The sequence below is a fragment of the Mesorhizobium sp. LNHC229A00 genome, assembly GCF_000502415.1.
In the GTDB taxonomy this organism is placed as follows: Bacteria; Pseudomonadota; Alphaproteobacteria; order Rhizobiales; family Rhizobiaceae; genus Mesorhizobium.
In genome coordinates this window covers 141,669-164,663 of sequence record NZ_AYWQ01000021.1, presented here as the reverse complement: position 1 = coordinate 164,663, position 22,995 = coordinate 141,669, and the positions used below count along the sequence as shown (strand labels likewise).

Annotated in this window: 17 protein-coding genes and 4 pseudogenes; 4 read left to right on the top strand and 17 right to left on the bottom strand. The window is 59.7% G+C overall.

Features of this window, described 5'->3' with window-relative positions:
- A pseudogene (locus X742_RS143430) lies at positions 1 to 312 on the top strand (transposase); the annotation flags it as partial.
- A 136-nt stretch (positions 313 to 448) separates the two neighbouring features.
- Here X742_RS143430 and X742_RS1000000173160 read toward each other — a convergent pair.
- Positions 449 to 822, bottom strand: a pseudogene (locus X742_RS1000000173160) (transposase); the annotation flags it as partial.
- Between the two features lie 100 nt (positions 823 to 922).
- Positions 923 to 1,180, bottom strand: coding sequence for a hypothetical protein (locus tag X742_RS03505; RefSeq protein ID WP_023774805.1), 258 nt, complete (start codon positions 1,178 to 1,180; stop codon positions 923 to 925).
- 166 nt (positions 1,181 to 1,346) lie between these two features.
- Between X742_RS03505 and X742_RS143435 the strand changes: the two genes are divergently transcribed.
- Positions 1,347 to 2,774 (top strand): LuxR C-terminal-related transcriptional regulator, encoded by a 1,428-nt coding sequence (locus X742_RS143435; RefSeq protein ID WP_023774804.1) that lies wholly within the window; start codon positions 1,347 to 1,349, stop codon positions 2,772 to 2,774.
- A gap of 281 nt (positions 2,775 to 3,055) precedes the next feature.
- Here the strand turns inward: X742_RS143435 and X742_RS143440 are convergent, their stop codons facing one another.
- A complete protein-coding gene (locus tag X742_RS143440; RefSeq protein WP_023774803.1) occupies positions 3,056 to 3,244 on the bottom strand; it encodes a hypothetical protein in 189 nt (62 codons plus the stop codon).
- Between the two features lie 112 nt (positions 3,245 to 3,356).
- Between X742_RS143440 and X742_RS143445 the strand changes: the two genes are divergently transcribed.
- Positions 3,357 to 4,226 carry an FkbM family methyltransferase gene (locus X742_RS143445; RefSeq protein WP_023774802.1) on the top strand — a complete coding sequence of 290 codons (870 nt, stop codon included), beginning with the start codon at positions 3,357 to 3,359 and terminating at the stop codon, positions 4,224 to 4,226.
- A 621-nt stretch (positions 4,227 to 4,847) separates the two neighbouring features.
- Here the strand turns inward: X742_RS143445 and X742_RS143455 are convergent.
- The 11 genes from X742_RS143455 to X742_RS1000000175000 form a co-directional block, all read right to left on the bottom strand.
- On the bottom strand, positions 4,848 to 5,693 hold the full coding sequence (locus X742_RS143455; RefSeq protein ID WP_031248493.1) for a hypothetical protein: 846 nt from the start codon (positions 5,691 to 5,693) through the stop codon (positions 4,848 to 4,850).
- A gap of 411 nt (positions 5,694 to 6,104) precedes the next feature.
- Positions 6,105 to 6,380 carry a hypothetical protein gene (locus tag X742_RS143465; RefSeq protein WP_023774798.1) on the bottom strand — a complete coding sequence of 92 codons (276 nt, stop codon included), beginning with the start codon at positions 6,378 to 6,380 and terminating at the stop codon, positions 6,105 to 6,107.
- 24 nt (positions 6,381 to 6,404) lie between these two features.
- Positions 6,405 to 6,932 (bottom strand): cold shock domain-containing protein, encoded by a 528-nt coding sequence (locus tag X742_RS01000000170700; RefSeq protein ID WP_051407736.1) that lies wholly within the window; start codon positions 6,930 to 6,932, stop codon positions 6,405 to 6,407.
- Positions 6,933 to 7,749: 817 nt separating this feature from the next.
- Entirely contained in the window at positions 7,750 to 8,004 is a 255-nt protein-coding gene (locus X742_RS143475) for a GlsB/YeaQ/YmgE family stress response membrane protein (RefSeq protein WP_023774795.1), read from the bottom strand.
- Positions 8,005 to 8,270: 266 nt separating this feature from the next.
- Positions 8,271 to 9,113, bottom strand: coding sequence for a PRC-barrel domain-containing protein (locus X742_RS143480; protein ID WP_031248491.1), 843 nt, complete (start codon positions 9,111 to 9,113; stop codon positions 8,271 to 8,273).
- Positions 9,114 to 9,408: 295 nt separating this feature from the next.
- Positions 9,409 to 9,918 carry an OmpA family protein gene (locus X742_RS143490; protein WP_023785049.1) on the bottom strand — a complete coding sequence of 170 codons (510 nt, stop codon included), beginning with the start codon at positions 9,916 to 9,918 and terminating at the stop codon, positions 9,409 to 9,411.
- A gap of 10 nt (positions 9,919 to 9,928) precedes the next feature.
- Complete coding sequence (locus X742_RS143495) at positions 9,929 to 10,588, bottom strand: L,D-transpeptidase (protein WP_023774791.1); 660 nt, start codon at positions 10,586 to 10,588, stop codon at positions 9,929 to 9,931.
- 431 nt (positions 10,589 to 11,019) lie between these two features.
- Positions 11,020 to 13,050, bottom strand: a complete 2,031-nt coding sequence (locus tag X742_RS143500; protein ID WP_023774790.1) for an adenylate/guanylate cyclase domain-containing protein — start codon at positions 13,048 to 13,050, stop codon at positions 11,020 to 11,022.
- A 15-nt stretch (positions 13,051 to 13,065) separates the two neighbouring features.
- On the bottom strand, positions 13,066 to 13,866 hold the full coding sequence (locus X742_RS143505; protein ID WP_023774789.1) for a FecR domain-containing protein: 801 nt from the start codon (positions 13,864 to 13,866) through the stop codon (positions 13,066 to 13,068).
- An 11-nt stretch (positions 13,867 to 13,877) separates the two neighbouring features.
- Positions 13,878 to 15,152, bottom strand: coding sequence for a tetratricopeptide repeat protein (locus X742_RS143510; RefSeq protein ID WP_023774788.1), 1,275 nt, complete (start codon positions 15,150 to 15,152; stop codon positions 13,878 to 13,880).
- A 473-nt stretch (positions 15,153 to 15,625) separates the two neighbouring features.
- On the bottom strand, positions 15,626 to 16,153 hold the full coding sequence (locus tag X742_RS1000000175000) for a magnesium transporter (RefSeq protein ID WP_051407734.1): 528 nt from the start codon (positions 16,151 to 16,153) through the stop codon (positions 15,626 to 15,628).
- A 1,040-nt stretch (positions 16,154 to 17,193) separates the two neighbouring features.
- Between X742_RS1000000175000 and X742_RS01000000170690 the strand changes: the two are divergent.
- A pseudogene (locus X742_RS01000000170690) lies at positions 17,194 to 17,634 on the top strand (IS5 family transposase); the annotation flags it as partial.
- 933 nt (positions 17,635 to 18,567) lie between these two features.
- Here X742_RS01000000170690 and X742_RS143515 read toward each other — a convergent pair.
- The 3 genes and pseudogenes from X742_RS143515 to X742_RS03600 all read right to left on the bottom strand — a co-directional run bounded on the left by X742_RS143515 (position 18,568) and on the right by X742_RS03600 (position 22,511).
- Positions 18,568 to 19,203, bottom strand: a complete 636-nt coding sequence (locus X742_RS143515) for a Crp/Fnr family transcriptional regulator (protein WP_245275623.1) — start codon at positions 19,201 to 19,203, stop codon at positions 18,568 to 18,570.
- A gap of 215 nt (positions 19,204 to 19,418) precedes the next feature.
- Complete coding sequence (locus tag X742_RS143520; protein ID WP_023774782.1) at positions 19,419 to 19,700, bottom strand: hypothetical protein; 282 nt, start codon at positions 19,698 to 19,700, stop codon at positions 19,419 to 19,421.
- A gap of 436 nt (positions 19,701 to 20,136) precedes the next feature.
- Positions 20,137 to 22,511, bottom strand: a pseudogene (locus X742_RS03600) (AGE family epimerase/isomerase).
- Between the last annotated feature and the right edge of the window lie 484 nt (positions 22,512 to 22,995).

The window sequence follows — 22,995 nt, the reverse complement described above, 5'->3', positions numbered from 1 at the left end:
GGGTTGCCGGTCGTCTGCCTTGATGCTCGGCATGCAAAGGCAGCGCTTTCAGTGCGAATGAACAAGAGTGATGAGAATGATGCCCGCGGACTGGCCGAACTGGTTCGCGTCGGCTGGTATCGAGAAGTGAAGGTCAAGAGCGCAGAGAGTCAGGCCACCCGGTCCATGCTCGTCGCCCGGTCGAGACTTGTCGAGATCCGTCGCGATCTCGAAAATCAGACACGGTCCATGCTGAAGGAATATGGGCTGCAGTTCAGTCGATCGATTGGGTCACAGTTCCGGCGAAAGGTTTGGGAACTGGTTGCTGACGGCGCAGGTTGTCTACTACAATCCTGGGGTGTCTGAGAGGGGCTCAACGAACTGCCAGCGTCATCGGTCCGTCGAGGACCATCGGCGCAGTCATGCCCGTCAGGCGCAATGCGCCTGTAAAAGTAGTCGTTTNGGCGGCGGCGACTTTGTGAGCGGGCAGGTTGTCGAGGATGACGATGTCACCAACTCGAAGCGTAGGCGCCAATACATGCTCGGCATAAGCGGCGAACCATTCACCCGTCATCGGTCCGTCGAGGACCATCGGCGCAGTCATGCCCGTCAGGCGCAATGCGCCTGTAAAAGTAGTCGTTTTCCAGTGCCCGTGCGGGATCGGAGATCGGCACCGCATTGCCCCGCTTTGCCCGTCCACGCAGGCGAGCCATCTTCGTCGATGCGCCGGGTCTCGTCGATAAAGACCAACCGTTCGGGATCGAGATCAGGCTGGGCCTTGAACCAGGCGCGTCGCCGCGCGAGCACGTCGGGCCGATCCTGCTCGCTGNTTTTTTTGAAGGTCATCGAGTGACGGTCGAGAAAGCGCCAGATCGTGCTCGGCGCGAACACGACCGCATGCTCCGCCCTGAGAACTGGCGGTGAGGCGGGTCCCGGCCAAAAGTCATTCCCGCCAGAATGGCTTGGCTATCTCAGCCTCTACCTGTTTCAAAGTCAGCCCGATGTCGTCGATTAGCTCGGGCGAATTGGTCGCCATACATGCCAGCTGGTGTCGGAAGTAGGCACGGTCGCTCCATTCCTTGACCAGGCTCTTCAAACCGGACCGGTTCTGCGTGCGCCCGGCTGCCGTCGGCTGCCGTTCGCTGGGGTCAAGGCGCATCGCGCCGTAGACATCGGATAGGCTAGTCGGAGTCGTTGTCATGGGTGTGCTCCTCGATATCAATGGCCCTGTTCGCTGGGCACGCTGGGAGCCTGTGCTCCGGCGAGGGAACGCGCCATCGGTCAGATGCGGTGTTTCGCGTCCTGCATTTGTAGTATTTTGCGGCGGCAGCAGTTGAAACCATGCCTATCCGATGGCAGGGAACTTTATGAACCGCATTGCTACGTCTTCACAGACTGACGCGCTATCGGACCGCGAGCGCGCGGTGGCGGAAAGATTTGCGTCGGGCCTGACCTATCGCGAGATCGGCGAGGCGCTGTTCATCGCCCCCTCGACGGTCCGCACCCATATCGCCGCCATTTACGAGAAGCTCGGCGTCAACAACAAGATCGCGCTTGCCTCCCAAATCAATGGCGCAGCCCTCGCGGTCCTGGCACCTTCTCTGGCCGAGGCCTCGCCGGTGCTCGCCATCTTTCCGATTGAATGCCTGAGCGGCGACGAACGCTGGCGCCGCTTCGCCGACGGCCTGTCGTCGGACATCAGCATCGATCTCGCTCGCTACGCCGATCTGCCGGTGATCGCCTTTCACACTATGAAATCGCTGGGCAGCAAGCGGGTGGATTTCGCCGCCGACGGCAAGGCGCTAGGCGCCACCTATATCGTCTCGGGCCAACTGCGCGCCCACGACCGGCGGGTTAGGCTGACGATCGAGCTTGCCGATGCCAGGAGCGGTGTCAGCCTATGGAGCGAGCGCTATGATCGCCCCGTCGAGACCATTTTCGAGCTGCAGGACAGCCTGACCGAAAGCGTCATCAATGTGCTCGCCGGCAGCAATGGGGCGCTTGCCACGATCGGTCGCAACGAGATCATACGCAAGCCGCCGTCCAGCCTGCGTGCCTATGATCTTTATCTGCTGGGTGTCGAACAGCATAATACCTTCAGCCGCGCCGGCAATGCCGCGGCGATCCGGCTGCTTTCGCGAGCGCTCGAACTGGAGCCTACCCTGGTCAGGGGGTGGACCGAGCTGGCCTACGCCTATTCGATCCAGTCCTGCCACGGCTTCGGCGGCGACATCAACGGAGCGATCGAAAGATGGCTGGCGGCGGTCGAAAATGCACTGCGTTTCGATCCGATGGATAGCAGCGCTCAAAATTGCCTGTGCGACGTCATGGGTTGCCTGGGTGATTTCGAGGCGGCGGAGCGTGCGCTCCAGCGCGCATTTGAATACGGTTCCAATCATGCCGACACACTGGTGCTGCTGGCCGGCAGCCGGGCACTGGTCGTTGGCGATCCGGCCGAGGCGATGCCTCTCATCGAGCGTGCCATGCGCCTCAACCCGCTCGCGCCAGCCTGGTATTTCGGCATGCAGGGCCGCATCCTGTTCGCCGCTGGCCGGCATCGCGAGGCCATCGCATCGCTGCGCAGGGCCACGCCTGATTCTCCCAATGTGATCATGTTCCTGGCGTTGGCCCATGCGGCGATCGGTGAGGGCGTTGAAGCGGCCGGGTTGGCAGCCCGGCTACAGACCGAATTCCCGGAGTTTTCGATCGAACGCTTCATCGCCGGCTACCCTGTGGCCAACCCTGATGCCGTCAAGGCCATTCGTCAGGCGGCAAAGCTGGCAAAACTCGGATAAGGTGGAGCGTAGGAACGGCGGCTAGCAGTTAGGAGGGGGCATTCAAATTGCGTTCAGAGACTTGCCAGCGCTTCGCGGCCCTTCAAAGCCGTAGACACCAGGTCTGGTCGGCCGCGTGCGGTTCCTGAAAGGCGAAGAGAAGCTACGTCACGCCTCTCTCAAGGATTTTCGGGAAAAATAGCGGGCATTCTTACGCACCTTCTTGCAAGCAGACGTTGGCGAGGAATATTATCCTCTCGTTGCGGCGAACCCTCAAACGGAGATCGCCACCAGCAGAAGCGCTACGCCTTGATGCTCGGTGCCGGCGGCTTCACGGTCGATCGCAACTGCAATCTCTGGACCGTTGCGACAATTGCGGCGGAAATCGCCTCCGCTTCGCCATAGAGCGTCGGGCCATAGATGCAGCTCACTGCTTCCTCGCTGATGAGCACGCCCGGCGGGCAATGATCCTCGATGGTTTCCCTGATCATTTGCAGGGCGGCTCTGCTTCGTCCATTTGGATGTGTTCCACTTATATTAGCATTAACGCATAAATAGCGGCTGCTGGGCGTTGCTGCGCCCTTGGACGTTGAGGATTGAGAGTTGAGCTACTACTCGAAGCTCTATCATATCGATGGCCTGGTGCGCGCCATCGGCTGGAAGAAATCAGTCTCGGTACTGCTTCGCCGTGTGCTGAGGATCCGATCGGCGATGAAAGTTCGCTGGCGCAATCATGAATTGCTGATCAGACCCACCGACAGCGACTTGTTTGTCGCCTCCCAAGTTCTTGGGCATTGCGAATACGAAGTCGGTAAGGAAGGCCAAGCCGCGCTCAACCGCCTCGCGAAAAAATGGAGAAAAGCGGGACTGGTACCCGTGATTGTGGATGCGGGCGCCAACGTTGGCTATTCGTCGATCTTTTTTGGAGACCAATATCCCGATGCCATCGTGATGGCCATTGAACCGGACCGTCAAGCGTTTGGAATGCTGACGTCAAACTGCGCCGGTTTAGAGCGGATTATACCGGTCTACGGCGCGCTTTGGAGTCATGACGGTGAGGTTGCGCTTGTGAACAGCGAGAGTTCTTCCTGGGCCAGATCAGTATCAGACGGGCAAGGTATTCCGTCGATCACCTTACGGAGCCTTCTTGCCAAATTGCCCAGAACAAGATTGGTGATGCTTAAGATGGATATCGAAGGCGCCGAACTGCAGGCAACTCGCGACTGCGGCAAGATTCTAGAGGAGGTGCCGTGCATTGTCGTCGAACCGCACGACTTCATGTTTCCGGGCCGAGGCTGCCTGACGTTCGTGTACTCTTTGTTCAACGGAAGGAGCATGGATAGCCTTGTGAACGGCGAGAACCTTATTTTCATAGAGTCAGCCTTGCTATCGAGTGATACCAGCCGAAAGCGTCCAGGACCACGCAGGGCCGGCGCCCAACGGGATGAAGCGGCCCGCGACGCAATGGGTTAAGCCCGGGATCATCGGCTATGGACGGTTTAGCGCGCGCCGGTAGCGGCTAGGCTTGCTTGCCGCGTCCCTGCGGGCATCGGCAATGAGACCAAGGGCGGCATCTTCCGAAAGGCTAGGATGTGCCAGCATCACTTGGCGCGCGAGTTCCTGGAACTCGCGCGGCGTCATCCGCGTCGTCCGGCTGAATAGCTTGTCGCGTAGCTTCGGGGCGATACGGGAGCAATTGGCGAGCCCCAACAGCGTCGTGGCAAAGATATATTGCGGCCTCCTAGTAATGCCCGAGGCGATAGCACCCGGTACCATGAAGCAATGACGCATAGGCCATAGGCATGGCTCTTTTCTACGTCCTTGAGGCTTTCGGTTATGTCGGAGCCCATGCCTTCTTCTCTCGCTGCCAACCTTCGGGTGTGGTCGCAATCTATTAGGCTTGCCAGCTCTGTTTGGCCATCGGGTGACGACCGCGAGCGCCTGGGATCGGCTTTTCGGCATGACGAATGATCATTACAAGCTTTTCTGGCATCGTTTCGGCTGCTCAGGTTAGCATTTCCGCTATTGGCCGTTGAATGGTGCTTGCAGCCCCCTCTCAACAAGACCAGTGACGCGATGGAGCGCAGGGCGTGTTCAGTTGGTGCTGGTTTTGGCTGTAAACCCGCACTGCTTCTGTTCCATATCGATCTGCTTGGTGATGCGGATGGCGTTCTGTGCGTACGCCTCCGTCACGGAGCCGCTATTCACAGTCTTGTCCTTGAGCGGACTGACGCCTGCGCAGAGGTGGAAAACATGCGGCTCGGAGGACTTCGCGGCTCCGTTTTCGGGCGCGATCCAGTAGACGACATCCTGTCCAGTGGGGTGGCTCGGGTCCTGAGTCGCCGCTGTTACCGCAGCGCTGTCCGTGGCGATCGCCTGCGCCTGGGCGGCGACGTCAGGCGAACAGGCGGTGGTGGGCTGCCCCGATTTGATCTGGGCCGCGCATGCGTTCATATCCTGGGTGTACTGTTCGACCGATGGGGGTTTGAAACTGATCCCCATGACCGTCGCGAGCACGGCCAGCGCGGCGCCGAGGCCGCCGGCAACCTTCTTGGTCTGCGGATCCATGTTTTTGTCGGTGAGGATCAGGAAAACCAGCGGGAGGAAGGCAATCAGCGTGATGATGGCGCCAAGCTGGTTCTGGAAGAAGAAACTCGCCCTATCGGATGCACGGGCGGGATCGTGCCTGTTGGCCGCTTTCCACAACAAGTTGCCGGCGATTGCGAAAATCGCGATGCCGATCAGAAGGCCCATGATCAGCGGCAGGTGTCCCTGGTCGAACTTGTTCTGGCGAAGGAGAATAATGCCGTAGATCTCACCGCCAATGGCCACTATCCACGCCAGTGCGGCGAAAAGGCGAAGACGCGTGGCGGAAGACTTCTGGCCCTGCGTTGCTTGCCAATCCTTAGTAACGTCGGCTCTCGGCTTGTTGTCGCTCATGACCATCCCCTATGATATCGACACTTTTGCTGCGCAACGTTGAATTTGAAAACCAACCTGCCCGGCGCTGCGTCATTGAACAATCGTCTTCGTCACCTGACTCGCCGCTGCGGCGAACATGCAAACACGGCGCGCCGCATTGCCATCCTTATTGCGCATGAGTGAGGGCGTCCATACCCAACGACGCGAACGCCAATGTGGCGAGCCTTCGGGCGCTTCGCCTTCTGGACCTCACAGGTACCGTTCACCGTCCGCCTTGTGCTCGAAACCGAACCAGTGCTGTTCTTGACGCGACCGGGCAAAGCCAAAGCCGGCATGCCTTCCGCATCCATCAAAATCCCAGGCAGGCCGAGTACCCTGGCGCGCTCGGCGTAGCCAACATACGGGTTCCAATTCCCAGTCGCGGGAATGTCAACCTGATCCTCGTTCGTTTTGCCAGGCTTTTTCGACACTATTCTGGTCTTCACCACCGTCCGGCCGGTTCAGCGTGACTGTGCAGCGAATAAGCATGTTCCAGTCGGGTCCGTGCTCCATGATCAGGTGCAGCTCGGAAATCTCTTCAAGGAAGTGTTCGATGCTGATCGGTCCATTCTCGTGTTGATATTCAAGCACGGCTTTCCACCGCTTATCGCCATGCAGCGCAACTACGTTTGTCATCGGCCACTCCACCGTCAGCTTCAGCGACACCGATCCTGTTCGGTCTCAATCACGTTACCGGTGCCCAGGGTTACACCGTCGCACTGTTTTGGGCGACATAGCGCTTGACCTTGGATGCGGCGCCCACTCAGCAAAGCCGCATTGTTCGCGCCTCCAGCCTTTATGACCCCGGCTGTAAGTGATGATCACTTTCTGGCCGACTTCGAGGCTGTCAACTCCGCTACGGGTTAGAGTAGTCGCATGAACAAACACGTCCTTCCCACCGGCATCTAACGCAATGAAGCCGAACCCCTTGTTTAGATCGTATCGCATCACGACGCCGACGGCTTCCTGCCCCTCGTGTTCCTGCAAAGGAACTGAGGCTTCGGCGGGACGCTTTGCAACCTTCGAAGCAACGTCTTCGACGCTCACAGAAACTACTTCGACAACCTGAGCCCCCTTTTGGCCGTGTTCGGTTCGGACCTTCAGCCGTGCACCCTCGGGAAGGCTGTCATGCCCCGCAGCCTGCACCTTCGAGAGGTGAATGAAGGCATCAGAACCATCCCTGAGCTTCAAGAAGCCGAAACCCTTTTCTGCGTTCAACCAGAGTACCTCAGCATCATGTACGGAGGTCGTCGCTGACGAAGGCTGGGGTGGTGCTGGCCTGCGGTCGAAATAACTCGGTTCCGAACTATCATGATGGTTATCGCCCTCGAAGCCCTGGCTCCGCGACTGACGGTGTTCCCGATATTTGCCCATTCCAGCACTGGCCCTGAGGAGGAGGTTCCTTATCACCGGGAGTGATCAGGGAGCAATACCAATCCGGTGCCTTGGCATGGCGCGCTGAAGGATGGCCTCCTGGTAAGATCGTCTTGATTCCGGACAATGCGCGGTGGGCTGAAAGATCTGCCGGGGGCAGCCTGTTCTATGCTAAACCCTATGACCAATGCGGCGAGAGCCGCGTCGTTGCGTGATCTGCTTTTAAACTAACCGATTCTTCTCATCTGGGACGCCGGAACGGCGCCATGGGCTCTTTCGCCGCCGATCCCGACGTCGTGATATTCATTGAGCGAGGCGGTCCGGGTTCACTTTCAAAGTGACCACGAGGCCATCTGCCTCGCAATCATAGAAAATGGCCCCGCGCAAGTGCCCTGCGACGCTGCGCTCCAGCAGCTTGCTCCCGTGGCCCCGAGCGACCCTTGGTTCCTCGACACGCGGCCCGCCACTCTCCGTCCATACTATCGTGACGGCCTCGTCTCGCGCGGAACACGAGATATCCAGCGTGTCGCCGAGAACCGCGGGGAAAACAAGCCAGATCGAGCGATGATCATCCAGATGGGCTCTTCAACGCAGGTCGGTTCGACGAGTGCTACCGCCAACGGCCAAATCGACCTCTCCATCCTCCGCCGAAACGACCGCTTCAAGCAATCAACCTAATAATTAGGAGAAGTACAATTGCGCCGACGGTGGCATTGACGATTAAGCTGATCGTTCCGCCCCCGAGATGGACGCCTAAGCGGGGCAACAGCCAGTCTCCTATGAACGCGCCGATGATTCCGATTGCAATGTCCCCGATCACACCAAAGCCGGCCCCCCGCACGATCTTTCCGGCCAACCATCCGGCAATAAGGCCGACTACCAAAATGACTATGATGCTCTCGTTCGTCAGATGCATGGCGGTTCCCCCAAGCCCTCGTTTTCGGATTGCGATTATTGTTTGCCAGCGACTAGTTGCATTGCCGGTCTTCTATTCCCTCGATGGTTCGAACCGACCTGGGCGGCGGTTAACCTAAGCAATTTCACTGGCGAGCAAACGAATTGGGGCCGCTTTCCGCTCCCGTTGCGGTCGTTCGGGTCGCAATCATGCCGAGACGCAATCTGATTCCCAAATTGACAAATGCCTTCCCGGAGTGTCGCAACGATGTTGACAAGCGCTAACGGTCACTGAGCTTTGGTGGTGGGCTGCTGATCTACGGGCGAGCCATATCGAACCGGGTCAGGCATCAGACTCCGGAAGATGGCGTCGTTCTTCGCTCGCCATGCTTCATCTGCAAGCCAGCGATATTCCTGATCGGGCATCAACGGAACGGCTTTAACATCGGCGCTGGAGATGCGTAGGTAAAAGCTGTTTCGCTCCTGATTGACCTGCATATACCGAAGCGGCACGACGATGCTGTCTTTGCCGGCGATGAAAAAGCCCCCCGATGCAATGACCGCATAGTCCCATCGGTCCTTGGTTCCAATTACTACGTTGCGAACTTCGCCAACGATCTTGTCGTCCGAACTGCGAACTTCAGAGCCGACAATCTCGTCTACACGCAGGCCAGGCCCAAGATCATCTATGTCGATGAGAGGAAGTTCGCCTGGAGCACCGCGATTGCCCTGAACCTTACCGCCTTGATGCTGCTGTGGTTCTTCGGCGGCTACCTGTTCATCGGCCAGGTCCTCGTCGTTGCCCCCAAGCTTCGCCATCGAGGGAGCGGCGATCAGTTGGCGGATATTGGCGAGCAGACGTTCGCAATCGTCTTGTAAGCCGTACGACCAAAGCAGGAACGCCGCATCCCTCAGAGTTCGCAGGTCCCGGACGAGATAGCGATTGTTCGGATTGCGTAATTCCGGGCTTTTGAGGACGGCTTCTTCGAGCTTCGCATCGGAAATGTTACAAACGGCGAACGCCGGCTGTGCGCCAAGGCCCAGCAACAACGCCACGGGCGCGGCGATCCAGACCAATCTCATTGAAATTCCCCATGGCGGCTGTTTCGTCTTGCTTCGTACGCCGAGCACGCCAATCGGCTGGAAACGTACGCCGCAAACATTATGCGCCAATCTGAACAACTGTTCAGGAAGCAATTGGTTCCGCTCGTGGCAAACTGTGTTGAGTGGGATGAGGACTGCTACCTGTTAGGCCCGCTCCCGCCGACCTGCGAGGCTCTTTTCACACGGATGAATTCTCATGAGGCTGAGACGGTCGAAGAGCAACACGACCGCGAAGCCATCGAGCAGAGAGAGGATTTGGCGACAAGGCATCTCTTGCGTCTGACATCCATCCTCATTCGTATACTAGATAGGTGACAAGCTCCTACGACTCGTCCCTCTCATCGCGCAAATTAGACACAACGCGGCGGTTCTGCGACCTGCAGGCTGCGTCGGGGCAGTCGCGGACGAGCCTGTCCTTGCCGTAGCCCTTGGCCCATATGCGGTTGCGGTCTATGCCGCCGGCGGCGAGGTAGCCCATCACCGCATCGGCGCGCTGCTGCGACAGCGCCGTTTCACTTGCGCCGGGATCGTCGGCGAAACCCTGCAGCTTGAGCAGCCAGCGCGGATGCTTTGCCAACCAGGCGATCTGGGTGTCGAGGGTCGCCTTGGCGACAGAATCGAGCGCGGCCGAACCTTGCGTGAAGTAGGTGCGGCGGCCGACATTGAGGATAAAATCCTCCTCGCTGCCTGGCTGCACGTTCTGGAAGCCGGCAATCTCGGCGTTGGTGACGTCGGGCGTGGGGGCCAGCGTGTTGCTTGTCGAGCAGGATGCGGCCAGCACCAGCAGGCCCATGGCGAGCAGCCGGCGCGTGTTTTCAATCATTCGGTTCATGAGGCGCCAATCATTCGACAGTGGTGGAAGCGGGCGCCTGGTCGGCGATGTGCGGCAGCACCTCCACGGCGGTTCCGATCGGGCACCGCTGGTAGAGGTCGATGATGTCTTCCGGGAACATGCGTATGCAGCCGCTGGAAGCGTCGGTGCCGATGCTCCATGGCTCCAGCGTGCCATGCAGGCGGTAGCCGATGTCGGCGCCGTCGCGGTACAGATAGAGCGCGCGCGGCCCGAGCGGATTGTTGGGCGCGCCGCCTGCGACCATGGGCGGCAGTTCCGGCCTGCGCTTAAGCATTTCGGGCGGCGGGACCCATTGCGGCCACAGCGCGCGGCGGTCGATCGTGGCGCGGCCGTACCATTTGAAGCCCTCCTTGCCGACGCCGACGCCGTAGCGGATGGCGGTCTTATTTTCCATGATGAGGTAGAGGAAGTGGTGGCGGGTATCGACCACGACGGTGCCGACCGTCTCGCTGCTGAAATACTTGACAATCTGGCGATGCCATCTCTTGTCGATCTTGGCGAAGTTGGTCTTGCGATAGACAAAATTGTTGTCACTCGCGGTACCGGCGAAAAAGGATTTTCCCGTCGCGGCTTGAACAATATTGCCCGTCGCACCGACCGCGACCGCCGCCAGGCCGCCGAGCACGACACCCCTGCGTGACAAAACCATCGGCAACCCCCCTGCCTTAAGCCTGGCGAACCATAGTTGAGAATTATTTCGCCTCAAAGTGGAAAATGCTTGGCCTGGGGCCGACGGTCCGCTTTTGCGTGCGGCTGTTGGCCATAGCTGACGCGATCAAACGCCCTCAGCAGAACTGAGGCGCCCGGAGGGCCTGTCCCGCCCTTTAAGCGAGTACTCGGCTCCAGCATGCAGTCGCCGCGTACCGCATGTCTGCTACAACCATGATGTTTGCCTTTTTAGCCTTTTCGCTCCACCGACGCGCCGCGTTTCAACGACCCACATTTAAGGAGGGCGTCATTGTCGATGGTGATGACGACTGACCGTTTCAGCACTTGGCATCCTCCTCGCCTCAGGCCTCCCAGCGGTCTTAGTTTTAATTCACAATGCAGGTCGGCATCCCTGCTATCCGCCGGATCCAGTCAGCGTGTGCTTCGGGTTCGGGGTGCAACATCGGGCGGTGCTATTTGCACGGATGGCGGCGAACCAACCACCACGGCAGGGGCGCCAGATTGCTCACCATGTTGGCTCTCTAATTCGCGGCTCATACCTTGGTGAGCAATCTGCATCTCCGGAACGGTGAAAACCGGCACCTCGCCCTTGAAACCTTGGAGCTCAAAGGCGCCCGCCTGGACGACCGGCATCGATGCTCCCGCTGCAAAGCCGGGTCCAAGCACCAAGGGGATGCCCAGCTTCTTGGTCGTCGATTCGAGCCGTGCCGCGCGGTTCACCGGGGAGCCGATCGCGGTGTAATCGAAGCGCCGTTCGGAGCCGAAATTGCCTACCGAGCAGATGCCGGTCTCGATGGCGACGCCGATCGCGATGGAGCGATAGCCATCCGAGGTGAAGGCGGCGTTTTCGCGCTTCACCCGCTCGATCAGGGCAAGGCCCGCCTCGAGCCCACGCTCGCGGTGATCGGGTTGATCAAGCGGTGCGTTCCAGAAGGCCAGCACCGCATCGCCCATGAACTTGTCAATGGTGCCGTCGCGCTTGAGGATCTCATCGGTCGCAATGCCGAGGAAATGGTTGACCACCTTGGCGATTTCTTGGGTGTCGAGCTGTTCGCTCATCGTCGTGAAGCCGCGTATGTCGCTTATCAAAATTGTGATCTCGCGCTTCTCGCCGGACAGGATTGCCTCGGTGTCCGAGCTTGCGAGGCGCTGCACGACGGAGGGCGACAGATATTGGGAGAACTGTCGGGTCAGGGTAGACCGGCGCTGCTCGCTGCGCCTGTAGAGAGTATAGCCTTCGAAGCCCGCAACCATGATCGTTGCAAGCGCCGGCTGCAGCGGGTCATATAGCGCACCCTGCAAGCTGTATTCGAGAGCGCCGAACACGAACGGCGTGACGGCCAGCAGCGCCACGGCGAGAGCGCCAAGCACGACACGTCCGGCGAGCGCTCCGGAAAGCCCGATGAAAACGACGGCACTGAGGAGAAACCAGAGCCGCTCGACCATACGCGCGTGCGTTGGCTCTGCCAGGTAGCGCCCGGCAAGCATCTGGCCGATCGCATCGGCGTGGATGTCCGCGCCTGGTCGCGCCGGACGCGTCGGCGTGGGCACGTACTGCGTCAGTCCCACAGCCGACAGGTCGACGATGGCGATAGCGTCCCGCAGCCGCGGATCGCCATGGCCCGAAAGGATAGTGCTGGCAGGCACGCGGGGCGTATCGGTGGCGGTTTCCCAGAGGCGGATGCTCCCCTCTGGCTCGAGCGGCACAATGGCGCCGGCCATCTTGAGTGCGTCGAACCCGGCTGCATTCATCCGGGCTATGTAACCGTCCTGTCCGGCGTTAAGGCGCAGGAGCTCGAGTGCGAAGGACGGCCACAGCTGCACGCCTTCAGCGGCGTTGCGAAGCCAGAGCAGCGGCACATGGCGCAGTACACCGTCGGGATCGGGCAAGGTGCGAATCACGCCGAGGCCCGCGGCGGCGTTCGAGAATTCGGCAAGCGAGCCGGTCAGGCCGGTGAAGCCGGGAAGTGTATCGGGTACTTGCCCGACGATCGACCAGCCGGCTTTGGGTTCTGCTTCTGAAACCGTCGCCTCAGTGCCAAGGCTGACGGCAAGCGCCGTTCGATTTTTGGCCAGCGCCGCTGCCAGGCGCTTGTCTCCGGCGATGCCCTCAGGCGAGGTGTCGGCCTCAGGGAGTACCAGCGCAAGCCCGACCACCGCCGCGCCGGATTCGGTGATGCCATCGACCAGATCGGCCAAGAGGCCACGGTTCCAGGGCCAGCGCCCATGTGCCCTAAGGCTGGCGTCGTCTATCGAGACGATCACGACAGGATTGCTCGTCGCCTGGCGTGGGGCGAGAAACTGGTAGAAGTCGTACGTGCGTTCGCGCAGTCGCGACAGCGGCCCGTCGAAAGCCAAATGGCAAGCGAGCAGCAAAAGAACGAGCACGAGACTGGATATCTTGCGCCTGACGGTCCAGCGCCAATCAGCAAAGGGGCTCATGCCGGGCGGCCGGGCTTAATTGCAGAAGGGGGAGCAGCCATCGCCATCGCCACCCCGCCGCCGCCCACCGCCCACAGGTGGCGTTGGGCTGTCAGGGAATTCCATGACCACTCCTGGCAATGCGCCGTCCGTCGACTCGCAGACTTTGAGCGAGCCGCCGAGTGCCGACGCACAAATTGCGCTTACGTCCAATCCAGGACCCGGTGCGCCTGGCAGGCCGTTGCCGGCTATCCGGTCGATACTGTCCAATATCGCGAAGGTGTCGATTCCGCCGTAGCCGGTCAGCAGCTTGCCATCTTCCGATGTGCAGGCGTAGCCCGGGTTTGTGATGACCAGCCGTTTGCCCTTGATCGTGCAGGTCATGCGGCCGGCGCGCAGTATGCCGACGGTCTGGCCGGCTGCCACCAGCACTTCGATGATGCCGCCTCTCGCCCCGAGCACCATGTGCGGCGTCGCAACCTGCATGACGCCCCGTTTCGAAACCTGGCCGCCATAAAAACGGGCCAGGCCGCTGTTCATCCCGATGTCGATCTTTCCCGATCCGGAGCCCGGATTGTAGACGAATTCATCGATCGTCAGGCTGGTGTTCGGACCAATCTTGGCACTCGATTCATCCCGGAACACCAGCATTCCAAGACCGGTGGGATCGCTGCGCAGCTGGTCGCCGAGTTCGACGCCGGCACCAACGTTCATTGTCCCACCGTTATTGCGGACGATGTTGGTCTGATAGGCTGTCATCGACCCGACCGTCTCGGCGGCGGATGGTGCCGCGAAGGCAAGGCAGGCGATAATAATGGCGATCTGACGGTACCTCATCGCGGCCTCTTTCAATTGAGCGTCAACGTGTAGCTCATGAGCATTTCGAACGATTTTCGGTCGCGGTTGGCGACGGCAAAGTTGGTTTCGCGATAGGCGAGATCGACGCCGATCTTCTGCGCTTCCGTCAGCTGAAAATCGCTTTCCGAGGCAATGCGCCAGAAATCGCTCTTGATCTTCGTGCCAATGCCGACAGAAAGATCGGGAGTGTCGCTATGGCCGGCAGAGAAGGCGATCTGATGCGACCATGCGAAAAGATCCGGTACGTTCATCAACAGGCCGCCATAGCGGACCTCGCCCGTGTAGCTGCGGCCGATTTCGCCAGATCCGGAAGCGAAGTCATTCGAGCCGACAAAGCGCAGTCCGAGCGCCTGGCCGTTGCGGAAGCGGTAGCTGCCGCCTGCCTCATAGAAGACCCTGCTATCGGCGAAAATGCCTTGCGAGGCGCTTAGATCGATGTAGCCGCCACCGGCGAACATGGTCGTCTCGACCGTCGGGCGAACGAGGAAACGTCCACTGAGGCCGATACCGGTTTCGTGGATATCGCTGTCGAAACGGTCTGTAACGGTAAACGCGGAAAGCAGCAGGCGCAGCGAATCGATCCCACTGTTGGGCAGCCCCTTGTCCCAGGTAATCGCTGCGTTGCCGTGGATAAAAGTCTTCTCGCCACCCGGGACCGACAGGTCTTCCGTGAAAAAACGCTCCGTCCCCGTCAACGACCCCGAAAGAACGAGGGCGTCGGCACTTGGCGTGCCGAGGTCCCACCGCACAAAGCCTTCCGCCTGCCCGTAGGGCGAGACGAAGCTCTCGTCGTCCTGCGCCCCGCCTGGCTCAAAATCCGTAAATGCGCTGAATACGCCGCCGGTCATCGCGAGTTCCCAGGTGACGCCACGCAGCGCGCGCTCGATGCGGGCGAGCAGGCGAACAGCTTCCTGCTGCTCACTTGCGGTCAAACCGCCGACTTCGATGCCGTACTGCACCTGCCGCCGGGCCAATTCATAGGAGCCGACATGATAATACAACCGGCTTGCCGCAAGCCGGGCGCGCGCGTCGCGGGGGTATTTGATCAGATATTGCTCGATCGAGGAGATCGCCTGATCGTATTGTCCCGCGTTGACGGCAACCGTGACGAATTGGGCAAGCGTTCCATTGTCGGCCGGACTGGCGATGCGGGCTGAAAACGCATCGTCGTAGGCCGTAAAAAGACCTTGTGCGCCGGCCGGCAATACGCTGCTAAAAAGCAGCGCTGCGGCGAAGCCGAAGATCGTTCGAAGCCAAGATTGCATGCCGAGAACCCACCCCAAACCCGACTAGTGCGAGGGATTTAGCACGACCACAAGAAAAAGGCGACTGAAGTGGCCACAGACTATGCGAGTCCCAGCAGCTGTTGCAACTACGCAACAAAATATCGGGGCTTATTCCAATTTCGGCCGCGCTGGTTGTCAAAACATCTTCTCAGCGTTGCTGCACGAGGTATTTGGCGCAGCGCCGCTAACTCAAATCATCCTTACTGGTGATCACACAGCCGACAAGATTAATTTCGCGTGCGCGATTCTGCGCTATCTGGTCGCCGAATGCGGCTTCAAGGCCGCCCACGGCTCGTCCGAAGGTCTTCCGTCGCGTTGCGCAAAGATCGGAGCTGCCGAAAGGTGCTCTCGCCACGCGTGCGCGATGCGGCCTGGCCCTTGCAATTTCGCTGAATGCGACGAGGTCAGCTTATTGCCTCCACTCCCAGGGACGCATCACCGGACGCGCCTTGCTACAGCACGAGCATAGTGGCCAGCCCCAGCATCAGCCCCATGCCCACAATATCGGTCACGGTGGTGAGGAAGATCGCCGAAGCGACCGCCGGATCGGCGCCGATCCGGCGCAGGCCCAAGGGGATCAGCACACCGGAGATTCCGGACATGAGGCAGGATCCGGACATGGCAAGCAGGATCACAAGCGCCAGCATTGGCGCCTGGGCGGCCGACTCCGGTTGCCTCGACGCGTAGAACCACATCGCCGCGGCCGCAACAAGGCCGACGAGCACGCCGTTGGCGATCCCGAGCGCGCCCTCTCTCATCACCAAATGCAGCTTCGGTCGTTTGTCCACGTCCCCCAGGGCAAGGCCACGCAACGTCATAGCCAGTGCCTGGCAGCCGGTGTTTCCGCTCTGCCCGGCCAAGACCGGAAGGAACGCCGCCAGGGCGACGATCTTCTCGATCGTGCCCGTGAAGGAACTGACCACGAATGCGGCCATGAAGGCTGTCACGAGGTTCAACTGCAGCCAGGGATGACGCTTCAAGAAGGCTGAACACAGCGGCGTAAACGACCGCTCCTCCTTCTGAACACCTACCATCTGGCCAGACTGGGCGNTTCAAGAAGGCTGAACACAGCGGCGTAAACGACCGCTCCTCCTTCTGAACACCTACCATCTGGCCAGACTGGGCGGAAATCTCGATGATCTGCTGCTCGAACAAGCGCCAGCCTCGAACCTGCCCGAGCAGCCGGTTCTCCGCGTCCACCACCGGATAGACAGGGTAGTGACGCCGTACCGCTGCCTTGCATGCGTTGCTCAAAGAGAGACCGACATTAAGAGCGAACGGCCTGGGCAGCATGATCTGATCGACAATCGCCTCCGGTTCGCTCAGCATAAGATCGCGCAGGACCACCAGGCCAAGCAGTTTATTGCCCTCGTCCGTGACGCAGAGATAAGTGAGCTCGGTCGGCACCTCGGCGCGTCTGACAGCTTCCACCGCGGCAGCAACCGTCGTCCCGACAGGAACGCTGCCGGGAATCGGGTCCATCACCTCGACGAGCGACTCGGGGATCGCGAAATCCCTGCCATGGCCATGAGAGCTGATGGGCAGCACATGCAGTGGCAAATGCTCGGCCACCTTACGGGCGTGCCCGTCCGGCAACAGCTTTAGTGTGTCGCGGATGAACTCGGGAGACTCTCCGGCGAGCAATTCAGCTGCGTCATCAGGTGCTCGGGCACGCAGCGTGCGCACCAGCTTCTGAACGCCGGTCTCTTCTTTCATTTGTTATAGCCCCCAATTGAAGCTCACATAATATGTAAAGTGTCGGATCGTACCAGTGCGGAAATACGCCAGGGTCTTCCGGCCCCAGCAGTCCGCCTTGTGGTTCTCGAAGTTATTGCGGCCTAATATGAGTTGATGTACGCCGATTGACTCCAGCGTCCACCCAGCAGACGCCATCTCACCTGGGGTGGGCCTGATATTGTTGAAAAGGTTTTCGGCAAGACCTCTCGCCTAGGTCGTGTGGACTCTTGGGGATTCCCAAGGCTGAGCAAATCAGATTCAAGGCTGCCTTTTGGAGACAGACCTGGGTGTTCTCGACCGTCTGATTCTTCGTGACGACCATTGGGAGCGCATGTCGGCGCATATCATCGGGCGACCTGCGGACGCGAGGTTCGTCAGGCCGCAACAACCGGATGGTCGTGGAAGCAGTGCTTTGGATCGTTCGCAAGGGGCGCGATCTGCGCGATGCATTCGGAGATTGGAACAGCGTCTTCCGCCGGTTCAGCCGGGGGAGCCGTAGGGGTGTGGCGCATCTTCGCAGCGAAGTCGGATGATCCCGACTTTGAGTATCTGATCGTCGACTCCATCATCATCCGCGCCCACCAGCACGCCTCGGGAGCCAAAAAGGGGGTCTGAAGATCAGGCCCTTGGCCGTTCGCGCGGCGGTCTGAGCACCAAAATCCATATGGCCGTCCGAGGCCTTGGGTGCCCGGTGCGCTTCATTCTGAGAGCTGGCCAACGCGGCTACTGCCCGCATGCTGACTTGGCGGCCATAGGAACATTCAGATGGTAGGGACCACATTGCCTGCGAGTGACTCTACGTCGAGCACGGCGTGACCCTGGGACGGCAATCTTCCGTCATGCAGTTCCCATCCCCCATCCTCTCTATCCAGCGGCGCTATATGGCTGTATGACGACACCATCTAACGCGAAAGGGCTAGGGCCGCCGACGAGCCCTGCCGACCTCCCGCTCCGGTCGGCTCCAGCTCGGCTGCAGTGAGGGGAGGGATCGTGCTGTATCGCGTCGCGCAGTCGGCATTCCCGGCGCTCTATTCTAGCATGCCGTCCTTCAGCCTCTGCGTTCCGCTCTCAAAATAGGTCTGAACAGCAAGTCCGCAATGCTCGGTTTGCACGCGATCCCTTCCGGTCCCGGCGATGGTGGTGGTCGTCCGATAGGCTTAATTGCGCTGTCGCTAATATAAGATATACCACGCCTTGCGGGAGGCCCCCCGACCGCGATGGCCGGTGCGGCCCGCATCCCAACACCCCAGACCGCGCCGGCCATTCCAGCTCGTGTCCAATGAGGGGATGTAGCTCGCGCTGGCAAAGCTGCTTGCATGTGGAATTGACAGCGCCGCGATGAGCGAGCCGCGCACCGGAGGCATCGGCGCTGCGCCATAGGTTTGGTGTGGACACCAACATTTGCCTCAAAGGGCTACGATGAGGGCTTTGCTGGCTAGCAGCTAAAGGGAGATGGAAATCACCCAGGCGTCAGCGGCCGCGGAAGCATGGGCGGTCGAACACGCAAGGTGCGGGGAGCCGGCCGGGCGGAATCCCTGGGAAGGGTCATCCGGCGCCAATGGCCGTGCAGAGCCAACCCTTTTGCCGGCCTTGCTGCGGGACGGCAATGCGCTCCTCGCTCAGGAGGCATCTGGATGCCAAGTTGCTCCTACAGATGTCAACTGTCGATATAGCTGCATTCGAAACCCGCATATTCCGTCATGCCTCGTAGATCGAGCACGCGAACACGGCCTTGCCGGAACTCGAGAAATTTACGCTCGCGCAGTTCGCGCAGCATCCTGTTGACATGAATTGGAGTGAGACCGAGGGCGTCCGCGAGATCGTACTGGGTCAAAGGGCATTCATAGCTATCGCGGGTGACGGAGCCTATGTGTTCCAGGCGCGTCCTCAATTCGAGGAACAGATGTGCGGTACGCGCCAAGGCACTGCGTCGTCCAACATTGGTGAGATGTTCAGCGATGACCGCAGCCTTGTGCCCAAGAGCCTCGACGACAAGGGAGAAAAGATGGGGGGATTTCATGGCTGCGAGCGTAAATGTCTTGGTCGAGGCTACCAAGACGTTCAGTTCGGTTTGAGCAACAAACGTTTCAAGCGCGCCACCCCCGCTCGACCGGGACAGGACGAGATTCCCTTTCAAGGCAAAATCAAGGATCTGTCGTTGCCCCCCTGCAAGTTCGTGCGACAGGCAACCCCAGCCCGACTCGACTATGAATACGCGATCATTGTCCTCACCCTGGCTGAAAATGACCGTCTCGGGTGGATAACGCTTCGGTGTGAACCCCAGCGTCTTCATGAGCGCCGAATCCTCGTCGGCAAGCCTGATATACGATGAGCGCTTTTCATTCCCGCCCAAAAACTGTGAAGCGTACAACATCTATAATCCCGCCCGATGTCTTCCTTTCTATCCCCAACGGATCGAATGTACATTAAATTTGGCGTGATGGGTACCTGTGCGACTTCGCAGCTACCAGCATGCGAAAGCAAGCGTTGTGCGTCGCAACCCGGCAGCTAGCTTTTATTTCTTGTGAAAGTTTCCTGCATGGAATCGACTATTTCGGCGGCGATGAAGCTGCTGCGATTGTCCACTTGGCCGGCGGCATTCCGCAAGGTCTTTGATGCGTCCTTGAGCAGCCCTCTTATCTGTCTTGCCGACAACAATTCCGATGCCTCAAGTTCAAGCAGCACCGATTCACTTACGTGCAACGCGGCAAGGGCAACAGCTCGAGGCTTGGTGGCCAGCAATTTCAAGAGATCACTGCTGGGCCTAGTACGCGATTTCTTTTTTGCCATGGTATGCTTCTCAACTGTCCGGACAAGAAGGGTATTTGGACTCACATCACCTCGCCTTGAGCGATTTAATCGCGATCCACGGCGGCAACCAGATTGGAAAAGCTCAATCTGTGCGTCCGTTTAGACATATTGTAAGCATGCTATCCCGGTTTGGAGCGACGACACAGAGGCAGGCATACCGAATTAGCCGTAGCTTGCCCTTCCACCTTGGGACACCACGATACCGCCGTCGCCGCTGAGACGTCGCATCGGAGAACGGCGACAAGTCTTTTATCAGAGAAACCATGGTCACTTACCCAGCTAACGGGGTCGCCGCTTGCCGTCCGCGACGGGTCTCGCCACCTTTGATCGTACGGGCGCGTACATCGCTGGCCTGCCACGCTGTCGAATTCTTCCGTACCCAGCCGGATGAATAGTGTTGGGCAGACCGTGAGGCCTAGCCCAGAGCCCGCGCGGCGACGCCCTTGCCCAGGCCCAAAGCCGGCATCGGGAAAGATTCGATCTGCCCTTCGGTCTTGTCCAAATACTGCATCAAGGCTGTCACCAAGTGGTAGAAAATGCTGGCGGGAACCTCCGTTGCCTGTGATCTTCCTCGCTCGTCAATTCTGTCGATCCACAAGCCAAGGGGGGCGGGATCGATATGCCATCGAAAGAGGCGGGCGACACGGGCCTCTATCTCTGGTTTCAAATCAGGCCCGCCTATGCCGTCCAAGGCTATGGCTGCCTTGATGGCCTCGCATTGCGGCCAACTGCGGGAGAGCCGGTCGATGGGTATTCCCTGCCGCGACACAGCCGCGTAAGCCAGACCCGTAGCCCGATTCAATCCGCTGGCGATCGCGGACGAATAGAGCTTCCGTGCGTAACTGGCCAAGTCCTTTTGTCCGCTTTTTTGAGCGAAATCGATGAGAAGCGAGGCCCATTCGAAATGGTGGCCTGGTTCGGTCGACAAGCCTTTTTCTCCAGNTGAGCGAAATCGATGAGAAGCGAGGCCCATTCGAAATGGTGGCCTGGTTCGGTCGACAAGCCTTTTTCTCCAGGCAAAGGTAGCCAGTCGACGTCGAAATTTTCCCCTACCGTCCAGCTCTCCTGGTCGAAGAAATGGCATCTGAAGAGATCGACCACGCGAGCCGCCCGGCGCAGATAGGTGCGGTCGCCAGTAACGCCATGCCACGCAAGGAAAGCCTCCAGCATGTGCATGTGGGGGTTCGAAAACCGCATCCCGTTGGAGCCGGAGGTTTCCAGGAAGCCGTTCAGACGGTCGTCTTCTAGATGCGCGTCGATGAAATGAAATGTCTCTTGTGCCAGTCGGAAGGCCTCGCGATGGCCGCATCGATGAGCATGGCAAAGTGCCAGGAGTACGCAGGAATGATCGTATGCGTCCTCCGCGGGGTCAGCCACGCTGCCATTGACATTAAGGGTGCGCACCCAGCCGCCACGGGTGGTACGGCCATGTTTGGCAATGAAGTCGATGCCGTGGTCGATCAGCTTGTCGGCTGGTCCGGCCCAGCCGCGTTCCTTGGCAACCGCGAAGGCGTAGATCTGGCGAGCCATGGTGCGCATGCGCTTGGGCTTCCCCAGCGGCCTCATGTCGAAACCGAGCGCCTCGTGAAAGCCGCCGTTCATATCATCGACCCCTACGGTGGACCAAAGCGGCAGGGTTTCGTTGAAGAGCCAATGTTCGACGCGCTTGCGCCAGGAACCGTTGATGATGACCCGGTCTCCCGAGGGCGTGTACTTCGTCTCGAGCCGTCCGCTCTTTTCTAACTGCTCGACGACCTTCTTCACGTTCTGGCTGTGGCTGACAGGGGCGACGAACACCGCGTCCGGTGTCGCTACTACCGCCACCCCCTTCATGCCGATGACGGTCAGCAGCCTGCCTTGGCTTCTAAGGTAGGAGCTGTCGCAGTCCATGGCGACGATGTCGCCCATAACGACATTGCCATTGCCGTCTGTCGGGCTGGCTTCGAGCAGCGATTGCCACGACCCAAGGTCGTTCCATCGGAAGGAAGCTGTAACCATTGCAATATCGCGTGCATGCTCCATGACGGCGTAGTCGATCGAGGTGGAGGGGACGGCCGAGTAGAATCCCTGGGGGAGACAGATACCCGAGAGGTCCGTGCGCGCTGTCTTGTGGGCCCGGTCTGCAGTTTCCCAGATGTCCGGCTGCAGATCGAGAAATGCCCGACGCATGGTGTCGGCGCGAAACAGGAAAATGCCGGCGTTCCAGTAGAATCGTCCTGACGACACGTATTTGCGCGCTGTCTCGGCGTTGGGCTTTTCGACGAAGCGCGAAACTGCAGCCACGCGGTCGTCAGTTGCTGCAACCTCGATGTAGCCGTATCCAGTTTCCGGGTGCGTTGGCTTGATGCCGAACACGATGATGCTCCCTGACTCGGCGGCAGGAACGCCCGACTCGACGGTCTCCCAGAATTGCGCGTCGGTCGATATTTCATGATCGGAGGGAACCACGAGCACAAGTGCATCGCTGCCATGTTCCGAGATTGTCTGCAGGGTGGCTATGGCGACGGCTGCGGCGGTATTGCGACCGACAGGCTCGAAGATCGGTTTACCGCCGTTCAGGCCGAGCGAAGCAATGTCAGAGATAACGCGATCGGCATGTCGTTCGGAAGCGATCAGGTAGATTGGGGTTTGATTGTCTGGCCGCGCCTTGAGCCGCCGGACAGTCTTTGCCAGCATTGAACCGTCGCCCGAAAGGTCATGGAATTGCTTTGGATTGTCTTCGCGCGAAAGCGGCCACAGGCGTGAGCCCACGCCCCCGCTCATGACGAAACACACCAGCTCGGATGCCATACTCGAGTCCCTTCTCAAGAAATCTCTAACTGCTGGCTCCGACCTATGGATCTTGGCGCAACTGCAGGTCGAGAGCATCTACCATGTCTCGGCGCCCTTTTGGACGGAGCAGCGCACCAGAGCCGGATTATTGGCTTCTCCGACAAGGCTGTCACCATGGCCCCGGCGAGGAGCTGGAAGCAGCGGCGTCAGGCAGGCAGACTGCGAAATGTGCCGACGTCTTGGAACCAAGGCCGTCAAGGAACAGCCCGGCGATTGAGCGCCATCTTGGCGGCAATCAAATGGCTGCCCAAGTCACGTCCACTACCATCCAGTGTGGCGGCCGGCCCGACACCGTCTCGTGATGTAATTGAGTGGGACACCTTCCGCTCCGAAATCGCTCCAACACGAGGATTCTTAGCATGCTGCGGGGCGCCGGCCTCGTCAGGAATTCGGGCAGTCCAGATACCCAGATACGTTCCCCTCATCCAATAGGAGATGCCAG